Genomic DNA, 9,275 nt, shown 5'->3' on the forward strand with positions numbered 1-9,275 from the left:
CGCTGAAGCTGAGGTTGGTGGTGATGATGACGCTGGTCCGCTCATAGAGCTTGCTCAGCAGATGGAAGAGCAGCGCCCCGCCCGAGGCGCTGAAGGGCAGGTATCCCAGTTCATCGAGGATCACGAGATCGAGGCGGGTCAGGCTTTCGGCAATCTGCCCGGCCTTTCCCTTGGCCTTTTCCTGTTCCAGGGCATTGACCAGTTCGATGGTGGAGAAGAAGCGGACCTTGCGGCGGTGATGCTCGATGGCCTGGACGCCGAGGGCGGTTGCGATGTGGGTCTTCCCCGTGCCCGGGCCGCCGATCAGGACGATGTTCTGGGCCCCGTCCATGAACTCGCAGCGGTGGAGTTGCCGGACTGTGGCTTCGTTGATCTCGCTGGCTGAGAAGTCGAAGCCCGAGAGGTCCTTGTAGGCGGGGAAGCGTGCGGCCTTCATGTGATAGGCGATGGAGCGGACCTCGCGCTCGGCCAGTTCGGCTTTCAGCAGTTGAGACAGGATCGGCACGGCTGCGTCAAAGGCCGGCGCCCCTTGCTCGATCAGGTCCGTCACGGCCTGCGCCATGCCATGCATCTTCAGGCTGCGAAGCATGATGACGATGGCGCCGCTGGCAGGATCATGACGCATGACGGCCTCCTGCAGCTTGGGTGCGCAGGCCGTCATAGCGCTCCACATTGGCCTTTGGCTCACGGCGCAGGGCCAGGGCCTGCGGGGTATCGAGGGGCGGCCCGCCAATGACCTTGCCATCGACCAGCCGGTGTAACAGGTTCAGCACATGGGTCTTGGTCGCCACGCCCTCGGCCAGGGCCAACTCCACCGCCGTCAGCACGGCCTGTTCGTCGTGCTGAAGAACCAGGGCAAGGATGTCGACCATCTCCCGATCACCGCCGGGTTTGCGCAGCATCTGCTCCTGCAACTGCCGGAAGGCAGGCGGGAACTCGGCAAAGGGCGCGCCATTGCGCAACGCCCCGGGCTTGCGCTGAAGAACAGCCAGGTAATGCCGCCAGTCATAGATCGTCCGCGGTGGCAGCTTGTGGCTGCGCTGGATGATGCGGCAATGTTCGCACAGGATGTTGCCCTCGGCCGCCACGACCAGCCGGTCCGGATAGATCCGCAGGCTGACGGGTCGGTTCGCAAAGGATGCCGGAACGCTGTAGCGATTGCGCTCGAAGCTGATCAGGCAGGTGGGCGAGACGCGCTTGCTGAGTTCGATGAAGCCGTCAAAGGCCGGCGGCAACGGCATCAATGCGGCCCGCTCCTCAGCCCAGACATCGGCGATGGTGCCGGGCAGCGTGCCGTGCGGGGTCTCTTGCCACACCTCCAGGCAGCGCTGTTCCAGCCAGGTGTTCATCATGGCAAGGTCGGGAAAGCCCGGCATCCCTTGTAAGACCTGATGGCGGGAGTCCTGAACGTTCTTCTCGACCTGTCCCTTCTCCCAACCCGCTGCCGGATTGCAGAACTCCGGCTCGAAGACATAGTGGTTGGCCATGGCGAGGAAGCGGAGGTTGACCTGCCGCTCCTTGCCACGGCCCACACGATCCACTGCCGTCTTCATGTTGTCGTAGATGCCGCGTTCAGGCACGCCGCCGAACACACGGAACGCGTGCCAATGGGCATCGAACAGCATCTCGTGGGTCTGCAGCGGATAGGCGCGCAACAGGAAGGCCCGGCTGTGCGACAGCTTGATATGCGCCATCTGAAGCTTGGTGCGCTCGTCCGTCAGATGGCCGTAGTCTTCGCTCCAGTCGAACTGGAAGGCCTCTCCCGGTCGGAAAGACAGCGGAACGAAGGTGCCGCGGCCCGTGGTCTGCTGTTCCCGCTGGCGATCTGTGCGCCATTGCCGCGCAAAGGCCGCAACCCGGCCGTAGGAGCCGGTGAAGCCCAGCTTGACCAGATCGGCATGCATCTGCTTCAGCGTCCGCCGCTGCTTGCGCGACTTGCCGGCCTCCGTCTTCAGCCAGCCGGCCAGCTTCTCGGCGAAAGGATCAAGCTTGCTCGGGCGATCCGGCGTGGCGAACTTCGGCTCGATCGTGTCTGCCGCCAGGTGCTTCGTAATCGTGTTGCGCGACAAACCGGTGCGCCGCGCGATCTCGCGGACCGACAGCTTCTGCCGCAAGTGCATGCGTCGAATGATGTTCAAAAGTCCCATGTGGATCACTCCCGTTACCCCCGCCGCTCATCGCTTTGGGGAAAGGTTCACATGGCTCAATTCTCAGTGGAAATTACGAGCCTATCCGGCTCAGTTCTGGGTGGAAATCAACACTCGCCGGTCTCGTCGAGCGCATCCGGGCGGATGGCGCCGATCCCGCCGAGTACGTGGACATCACGCTCAGCGTCCCCGAGCGCAAGTACACCGCCTGGCCCACGGACATCCGCCAGGAGTTCGAGCCCGCGCGCACGGTCCGCACCGGCAAGCCCAAGTTCCGGCTGCTGCTCGGCGAGGAGGCGCGCTGATGGCCATCTCGCTCGCATCCCTGCAAACCTCGACGGTGCTGCGTCCGCCGCGCGTGCTGATCCACGGCGTCGCCGGCATTGGCAAATCCACCTTCGCCGCGTCGGCCGACGCGCCCGTGTTCGTTCTCACCGAAGACGGTCTCGGCAAGCTGCAGGTGCCGCATTTCCCGTTGGCGACGAGCTACGTGGAGGTAGCCGAGGCGCTCGACGCCCTGCTCGACGAGGACCACCCCTATTCGACGGTGGTCGTCGACAGCGTGGACTGGCTGGAGCCGCTGATCTGGGCCGAGGCCTGTCGGCGCAACGGCTGGCAGTCGATCGAAAGCCCCGGCTTCGGCAAGGGCTACGCCGAGGCGCTGAACATCTGGCGCGAATACATCGACAAGCTGAACGGGCTCCGCGACCGGAAGGGCATGGCGGTCATCCAGATCGCCCACACCGACATCAAGCGCTTCGACAGCCCCGAGCACGAACCCTACGACCGGTACGTGATCAAGCTGCAGGCTCGCGCCTCCGCGCTGCTGCAGGAGCACTCGGACGTGGTGCTCTTCGCCAACTACCGGATCTCGGTCAGCAAGTCCGACGTGGGCTTCAACAAGAAGGTGACCCGGGCGCTCGGTTCCGGTGCGCGCGTGATGCACACCGAGGAGCGCCCCGCCTTCCTCGCCAAGAACCGCTACGGCCTGCCGGAAACCCTCCCGCTCGAGTGGTCGGAGTTCCTGGCCGCCATGCCCCAATCCGCCTGATTACGACTGAAAGGACAGCACGATGGCACGTTTCGACACCGCCTTTGACGCCGCCGGCATCGAGCCCACCACCGCCTACGAGATCCTGCCCGCGGGCAAGTATCGCGCCCAGATCGTCGAGAGCGAGATGCGCGTCACGAAGAACGGGATGGGGAAGTATCTCTGGCTGATGCTCGACATCCTCGAGGGGCCGCAGCAGGGCCGCAAGGTCTTCGACCAGCTGAACCTGGTGAACGCCAACCCGACCACGGTCGAGATCGCGCAGCGCACGCTGTCTGCGATCTGCCACGCCACGGGCAAGCTGCAGGTAAACGACAGCGAGGAGCTGCACCTGATCCCGATGACGATCCAGGTCGGCGTGAAGCCTCCGAAGGACGGCTACGGCGAGCGCAATACGATCCGCTACGTGGTGCCGGAGGCCCCGGCACAGGCGACCCCGCCCAAGCCCGCCGCGACGCAGCCGGCCAGTGCGCCCGCGCAGTCGGCGCCCGCCCGCCCGGCCACCGCGCCCTGGAACCGCAAGAGCTGACGCCCTCGGCCGCCGCGGGCTGAAACCTGCGGCGGCCCGGACATCGCCAGACCCGAAAGACAGACCATGACCAACATCACCGACGCGGCCTGCGTGGCCGCGAACGCCCCCGGCTTGCCCGACGACACCCGGCGCCTGATCGAGATCGAGGACGCCATCGCGAAGATCCGCACGCAGATCGCGACTGCCGATCTGACGCGGCAGCGGACGGCCAGGCCGATCGACCCCGACTGGTTTCACCGCGCGCGCACGGCGCTGCGCCATCTCAATCGCGAGCGCGCCGAGATCGTCGCCCGTCAGTGCGGCCGCCGCCGACGCGAACGGCTCAAGGACATGATCATCGCCGTCCTGCGGGAACGCCATGAGAGCGCGGCTTGGACTGCGGTGCTGGCTGAGGCGCGAGCGCGGCTCGAGCGGGAGGAGGCATGCTGATGGCCGATCTCCCCGAACCCCCGACGCCGACCCTCTCCGCAATCTACGCCTCCTTCGAGGCGCGGCAGGGCGACGGCTTCCGCGACCACCTCGGCGCCTCGCTGATCGGCAAGTCCTGCGCCCGCGCGCTCTGGTATGACTTCCGCTGGGCGACGCCCGCGCGGCACACGGGCCGCACCCTGCGGCTGTTCGAGACCGGCCAGCTGGAAGAGGCCCGGCTCGTGCGCGACCTGCGCGCGACCGGCGCCACGGTGCTGGAGGTCGATCCCGAGACCGGGCGGCAGTTTCGCGTCGAGGCGCATGGCGGGCATTTCGGCGGCTCGCTTGACGCCGTCGCTCTCGGCCTGCTCGAGGCGCCGAAGACCTGGCACGTCGTCGAGTTCAAGACGCATTCCGCGAAGAGCTTCGCCGAGCTGGTCGCCAAGGGCGCGTGCCATGCAGGGTCATCGAACACCTCGCTGGCGGAGGCGTTCGGCTGTCACCAGCCCCCGGGCCAGCATCGCGTCGCGCATGGTGTTGCTGATCGCGCTGACCGGCAGGTAGCGGTCGGAGTTGACCAGATCGGCGTAGAAGGCAGGGAGGTCGGTGATCGGCTTCGCAGCCGGGGCAGGGGCCGTCTTGGGCTTCCGGCGCTCCCGGTCTGCATCCTCGACCTTGCGCTGGGCTGCCCGTTGCATCGCCCGGTCCAGTGCCTTCGGCCCGTCTGGCGGTTCGGGATGCTCCTGACGGGAGGCCTCGGCCGCAGCGATGATCTCCGCCTCGGTCAGGCCCAGCTCTTCGCGCCAGCGCTGGACGTGCAGCCGGGGCGGCCAGCCTTGCCACCAGCCGGGCAGGGCGTCGGGGTCGAGGCCTAGCGCGTCCAGCAGGCCCCCGAAAAACTGATCGGAAATCGCCTCGCGCGCCTGCGCGCCCTCCTCCTCCTTTACTGGTTTACTTAGAGGTTCCCTTACAGGGTTAGTGTCCGAAATCTGGACACGGCTTTCGGCATATTCCGGACACGGCTCGGCCGGAAAATCGGACACGGCTTCCGCGCCAACCCCGTGTCCGAATTCCGGACACGGCTGGGCATCGGCCATGCCGTCGACGTCGCAAACATCAGCATCGTCGAGGCTTTCCTCGCTCTTATCCTCCCCGTGTCCGATTTCCGGACACGGCACCACATCCACAGGTGTGAAGCCCGGCTCGAACCCCAGGATGTAGCGGGTGGGCAACTGGCGCTTGGTCACGGGGTCAAGCCGGGGCACCCGCCGCAGCAGGCCCACGGCCTCGAGTTGCCCAAGGTGATCGTTCAGTGTGGACCGGCTGATCTCGCAGTCATGCGCCAGCCGGTCCTGCGAAGGAAAGCAGCCGTAATCCGGGTTGAACCGGTCGCACAGATGCCAGAGCACGATCTTGGTCGTGGGCTTCAGCCCGCGCTGCTTGATGGCCCAGTTGGTGGCCTCGTGGCTCATGGCGCGGGCCTCCGCGGGGAAGGGGTGATGCGCGTGGTGAAGCCGTGATCAGCCAGCGCGCCCAGCGCATCGTCGAGGCTGCGGACCAGCGCCCAGCCGAACCCTTGCGCCTGCACCGCATCGCGGAATGCCTCCTGTTCCGGCCGCAGCCGCCCCTTTGGCGCCTTCAGTTCAAGGAACAGGATGCGCCCCTCGCACAGGACGATCAGATCGGCGAACCCGGCATGGACGCCCATGCCGACAAGGATCGCTTGGCGCTTCGCCCCGCGGGGCCCGGCCTCGGTTACCTCGTTGGCGCAGTGATGAATGATGGCGCTGCGGGGCAGGGCAATCCGCAGCGCCTGCACCACGGCACGCTGCAGATCGGCCTCGGGGGTGCCACGGCGCATCATCGCGCGGCCCTCCCCTGATCCTCGCGCTGGGCGCGGCTGACCGGCCTCCGCGCATCAACGACGACCAGCAGGCGCTGGGCATCAGCACGCTCGCCTGGGGTCTCGCCATGCTGGGCGAGCACGTTGCAGGCCAGCCGGATCAGGAGATCGCTGTGATGCGCGACGTCGGCGATCACGGCGCGGGCCTCGGCCACGCGGTCAGCGGGCCAGGCGGAACTGTGCGACGGGGTGGTCATCACCGGCGTCCTCCGGCACGACGGCGGCGCGGGGCGGCCTGTTCCTGCTCTTCCAGCCAGTCCTCGACGGCGGCACGGCGGTAGTAGACCTTGCGCCCGGCGCGCACGCAGGGCGGACCCGTCCGCATGGCCTCCCAGCGGCGCAGGGTGTCGACCGAAAGGCCGAGTTCCAGCGCAAGGTCGAGGCGGCTGATCCAGCCGACCAGCAGCGAGCGGGGTTTGTCCTTTGGGTCTGGCATCGATCCGAGATGCGGCATCGGGGTCTCCTGGTCCTGGCCCCGAAGATCGGGGACGTCTTGCAGGGACCAGTGAGCGCAGAGCCCGAGGGGTGGCGGCGAGGCGGAGGGTGGCAGAAAGGATGACGCCCTTGTGCCACCCCTTGCTTTGTTGGGGTTTCCGATGGTGGTGGGGTGGCGGAAGAAGATTGCGGCCGCTCCTGCCAAATGGGCGAAACGGACGCCAAGGCCGCAAACACCAGCGAACAGCCGGATTGACCTTGTTTGACCTGCATCGGAGGGCAAAGAGGGGGTGGCACCCGACACGGCACCCCTGCCACCCATTGAATTCCTTGAGGATCTGTCGCTGCGCGGCTCTTCAGCGGCCTGATTTGCAGCGTGATTACTGCGCCTGCGGTCTCAGTCGTCCGATTGCGCGCGTCGACACCAGTCGCGCATCGATTCGCCCAGCGCCGAAAACCCAAGAAAACAAGGGGTGGCGCGGTTCTGGCGTCCTTCCTGCCACCCTCCGCCTCCCCGCCACCCGACCTGCCATGCTTGCCTTGATAGTCCGGCGAAACCACGCCTCATGTCGGATGCAAGAAGGACCAAAGCCATCCCCGAACGCATCAAGCTGACCGAGAAAGTGCTGCGCGACGCCGAGCCGGTGCCGGGGCGGGACTACCAGATCTTCGACACCGAGGTCCGGGGCTTTGCCGCCTGCATCTACCGCGGCGGTGGTCGTGCCTTCACGCTGGATTACCGCCATGCGGGGCGGCAGCGCCGGATGACCTTCGGGCGCTGGCCGGAATGGTCAGTGTCGGCCGCGCGTGAACGTGCCAAGGAACTGCGGCGCGAGATCGACGCCGGGGCCGATCCCTTGGGCCAGCGCGAGGCGAAGCGCGAAGCCCCGCGCGTGACCGATCTGATCGAACGATACTGCGCCGAGCATCTCCCGAAACTCTCCGCCCGCAGCGCAGCCGACCAGCGGTCGGCGCTGGCGAAGATGGTGGAACCGGTCTGGGGCCGGAAGCTTGTGACGGAAATCACCCCGACCGATGTCGACAAGCTCCTGACCAAGATCGCCGAGGGCAGGGCGCGGCCGCACAAGGAAAAACCCAACAACCGGGCGCGCAAGCTGCAGGGCGCGAAGCCCACCCCGGTGCGCGCCAATCGGATCGGAGAGGTGCTGCGCAAGATGTTCACGCTGGCGGTTCAGTGGGGCTGGTGCGAAGACAACCCCGCCCAGCGCTTCCACCGCCGCACCGAGACGCCGCGCGAACGCTTCCTGTCGAAGGAGGAAATCGCCAGCCTCGCCGCCGCGCTGGATGCGGCCGAGGACCGGCGCGCGGCCGACATCATCCGCATGTGCATGCTGACCGGAGCTCGGTTGGGCGAGGTGCGGCAGGCGCGGTTCGAGCAGTTCAACCTCGAGCATATGAGCTGGTCGAAGCCGCCCACCATGACGAAACAGCGCCGTGCGCACCGCGTGCCGATCTCGGACGAGACGGCCGCCATTGTGCGCCACCGCCAGCTGCAGGTGCCGAAAGGATCGCCGTGGCTCTTTCCCGGCGACACGCCCGGCCAGCCGGTGCAGGAGGTGCGGCGGTTCTGGGCGCAGGTCCAGAAGCAGTGCGGGCTGCAGGACGTCCGCATCCACGATCTGCGCCACACCTTCGCCTCGCTTCTGGTCAGTGGCGGGGCCTCGCTGGAAATGATCGGCAAGCTGCTGGGGCACAGCCAGATGCAGACGACCCTGCGGTATGCCCACCTGATGGACTCGCCCCTGCGCGCCGGGGTCGACGCGGTGGCCAGCGCCTTCCGGCCAAAGCCCCAGCCGGTCGAGCGCGTCAGCGGCGGGACCGGTCCCGGCGGCCGCCTGGCTGAGACGGCGCGTCAGATCCTTGGTCGCCTGTTCTATGCCGGACATCGACACGCCAGCCAACTCGCCCGCACGCTCGAGCGTCTGGATCGAGGCGACGGTCGTGCCCAGCGACTGCGCCAGCTTGGCCTGCGCGTCGACCGTCTGCAGGCCGGAGCGGACCATGGCGACACCGGCCGCCGTGGCCGCAGCCACCCGCTTCGTCGCGCTCCCGTTCCGGCGGTTGGCCTGTTCGGCTGGCGGCTCAGCTCCGACCTCATAGCCCAGATGCGCGGTCAGTTCCGCACCGAGCATCCGTTCCATCAGCCGGATCTTCAGCTCCTTCATCAGCCCTGCATCGCCAAGCAGATCCTCAGGCCGCTTGCAGCCCTTCAGCAGCTCGTCCAGCAGTTCGTCGGAAATCGTCATCGTCCTTGCTCCTCTCAGGAAGCATGGACCCAATCACCCATACACAGAAAACCTGACACTCTCGCGCAAGGGTGGCACGTGAATTGGCAACGCTGTTCGAGCTGCGCGGCAAGCCGACGACGGTAGTCAGTGACAACGGCACCGAGTTCACCTCGAACGCGATCCTGACCTTCGCCGATGACAGCAAGATCGACTGGCACTACATCGCGCCAGGAAAGCCGACACAGAACGCCTTCATCGAGAGCTTCAACGGTCGCCTGCGCGACGAGCTATTGAACGAGACCCTGTTCCCGTCCCTGCACCATGTCCGCGTCACGCTGGCCGCCTGGCGCACGGACTATAACACTGAACGGCACCACTCCCGTCTCGGCTGGCAGACCCCAGCCGAGTTTGCCCAAACCTTCGCCCTGCAACGGGGCTTGGCGCTGCGCAACCTGCAAGGCTCCGCACCAGCCCCCGTTGCTCAACTCGCCCGAATGGGCAAAACTCAAGCCCGGAGTCTCGCTCACGCTGGATAAAAGTCGGGGGCAAC

10 protein-coding genes and 4 pseudogenes are annotated in these 9,275 nt (G+C 66.8%); 6 read left to right on the forward strand and 8 right to left on the reverse strand.

The window, feature by feature from the left end; genetic code table 11:
* A partial coding sequence (gene istB / locus ACTJI6_RS22760) for an IS21-like element helper ATPase IstB (protein WP_440797344.1) occupies positions 1–625 on the reverse strand: 625 nt, incomplete at its 3' end.
* On the reverse strand, positions 615–2,147 hold the full coding sequence (istA, locus tag ACTJI6_RS22765; RefSeq protein ID WP_440797346.1) for an IS21 family transposase: 1,533 nt from the start codon (positions 2,145–2,147) through the stop codon (positions 615–617). The genes istB and istA, both read right to left, overlap by 11 nt.
* A 167-nt stretch (positions 2,148–2,314) precedes the next feature.
* Between istA and ACTJI6_RS22770 the strand changes: the two genes are divergently transcribed.
* The 4 genes from ACTJI6_RS22770 (at position 2,315) to ACTJI6_RS22785 (ending at position 4,159) form a co-directional block, all read left to right on the forward strand.
* Positions 2,315–2,452: a hypothetical protein gene (locus tag ACTJI6_RS22770; protein WP_440803951.1), complete on the forward strand. Its 138-nt coding sequence runs from the start codon at positions 2,315–2,317 to the stop codon at positions 2,450–2,452.
* Entirely contained in the window at positions 2,452–3,198 is a 747-nt protein-coding gene (locus ACTJI6_RS22775) for an ATP-binding protein (RefSeq protein ID WP_440803953.1), read from the forward strand. Before ACTJI6_RS22770 ends, ACTJI6_RS22775 begins: the two co-directional genes overlap by 1 nt.
* A gap of 22 nt (positions 3,199–3,220) precedes the next feature.
* Positions 3,221–3,727: a DUF669 domain-containing protein gene (locus ACTJI6_RS22780; protein WP_440803955.1), complete on the forward strand. Its 507-nt coding sequence runs from the start codon at positions 3,221–3,223 to the stop codon at positions 3,725–3,727.
* Positions 3,728–3,793: 66 nt separating this feature from the next.
* Positions 3,794–4,159: a hypothetical protein gene (locus ACTJI6_RS22785; protein ID WP_440803957.1), complete on the forward strand. Its 366-nt coding sequence runs from the start codon at positions 3,794–3,796 to the stop codon at positions 4,157–4,159.
* A gap of 443 nt (positions 4,160–4,602) precedes the next feature.
* Here ACTJI6_RS22785 and ACTJI6_RS22790 read toward each other — a convergent pair whose 3' ends face one another.
* The 4 genes from ACTJI6_RS22790 to ACTJI6_RS22805 are packed head-to-tail and all read right to left on the reverse strand — an operon-like array spanning position 4,603 to position 6,495.
* Entirely contained in the window at positions 4,603–5,610 is a 1,008-nt protein-coding gene (locus ACTJI6_RS22790) for a helix-turn-helix domain-containing protein (RefSeq protein WP_440803959.1), read from the reverse strand.
* Positions 5,607–6,002, reverse strand: coding sequence for a VRR-NUC domain-containing protein (locus ACTJI6_RS22795; RefSeq protein ID WP_440803961.1), 396 nt, complete (start codon positions 6,000–6,002; stop codon positions 5,607–5,609). The genes ACTJI6_RS22790 and ACTJI6_RS22795 overlap by 4 nt, the downstream gene beginning before the upstream one ends.
* Positions 5,999–6,238: a hypothetical protein gene (locus ACTJI6_RS22800; protein ID WP_440803963.1), complete on the reverse strand. Its 240-nt coding sequence runs from the start codon at positions 6,236–6,238 to the stop codon at positions 5,999–6,001. Before ACTJI6_RS22800 ends, ACTJI6_RS22795 begins: the two co-directional genes overlap by 4 nt.
* The gene (locus ACTJI6_RS22805; RefSeq protein WP_074556164.1) at positions 6,238–6,495 is read right to left on the reverse strand and encodes a helix-turn-helix transcriptional regulator; all 258 of its coding nucleotides are present in this window, start codon (positions 6,493–6,495) and stop codon (positions 6,238–6,240) included. Before ACTJI6_RS22805 ends, ACTJI6_RS22800 begins: the two co-directional genes overlap by 1 nt.
* Before the next feature lie 547 nt (positions 6,496–7,042).
* Here ACTJI6_RS22805 and ACTJI6_RS22810 point away from each other — a divergent pair.
* Positions 7,043–8,296: pseudogene (locus tag ACTJI6_RS22810) on the forward strand (tyrosine-type recombinase/integrase); the annotation flags it as partial.
* On the opposite strand, the pseudogene ACTJI6_RS22815 reads toward ACTJI6_RS22810, so the two are convergent.
* A pseudogene (locus tag ACTJI6_RS22815) lies at positions 8,282–8,527 on the reverse strand (phage tail tape measure protein); the annotation flags it as partial. The pseudogenes ACTJI6_RS22810 and ACTJI6_RS22815 overlap by 15 nt on opposite strands.
* Before the next feature lie 6 nt (positions 8,528–8,533).
* Positions 8,534–8,743 (reverse strand): annotated as a pseudogene (locus ACTJI6_RS22820) (transposase); the annotation flags it as partial.
* Positions 8,744–8,802: 59 nt separating this feature from the next.
* Between ACTJI6_RS22820 and ACTJI6_RS22825 the strand changes: the two are divergent.
* Positions 8,803–9,261 (forward strand): annotated as a pseudogene (locus ACTJI6_RS22825) (integrase core domain-containing protein); the annotation flags it as partial.
* Between the last annotated feature and the right edge of the window lie 14 nt (positions 9,262–9,275).

The sequence above is a fragment of the Paracoccus sp. 22332 genome (genome assembly GCF_052045125.1).
Taxonomy (GTDB): Bacteria; Pseudomonadota; Alphaproteobacteria; order Rhodobacterales; family Rhodobacteraceae; genus Paracoccus; species Paracoccus haematequi_A.

What these genes read in the sequence shown, in the direction of transcription:
- istA (WP_440797346.1), bottom strand. Translation starts at nt 2,147, where the DNA reads ATGGGACTTTTGAACATCATTCGACGCATGCACTTGCGGCAGAAGCTG.
- ACTJI6_RS22775 (WP_440803953.1), top strand. Translation starts at nt 2,452, where the DNA reads ATGGCCATCTCGCTCGCATCCCTGCAAACCTCGACGGTGCTGCGTCCG.
- ACTJI6_RS22780 (WP_440803955.1), top strand. Translation starts at nt 3,221, where the DNA reads ATGGCACGTTTCGACACCGCCTTTGACGCCGCCGGCATCGAGCCCACC.
- ACTJI6_RS22785 (WP_440803957.1), top strand. Translation starts at nt 3,794, where the DNA reads ATGACCAACATCACCGACGCGGCCTGCGTGGCCGCGAACGCCCCCGGC.
- ACTJI6_RS22790 (WP_440803959.1), bottom strand. Translation starts at nt 5,610, where the DNA reads ATGAGCCACGAGGCCACCAACTGGGCCATCAAGCAGCGCGGGCTGAAG.
- ACTJI6_RS22795 (WP_440803961.1), bottom strand. Translation starts at nt 6,002, where the DNA reads ATGATGCGCCGTGGCACCCCCGAGGCCGATCTGCAGCGTGCCGTGGTG.
- ACTJI6_RS22800 (WP_440803963.1), bottom strand. Translation starts at nt 6,238, where the DNA reads ATGACCACCCCGTCGCACAGTTCCGCCTGGCCCGCTGACCGCGTGGCC.
- ACTJI6_RS22805 (WP_074556164.1), bottom strand. Translation starts at nt 6,495, where the DNA reads ATGCCGCATCTCGGATCGATGCCAGACCCAAAGGACAAACCCCGCTCG.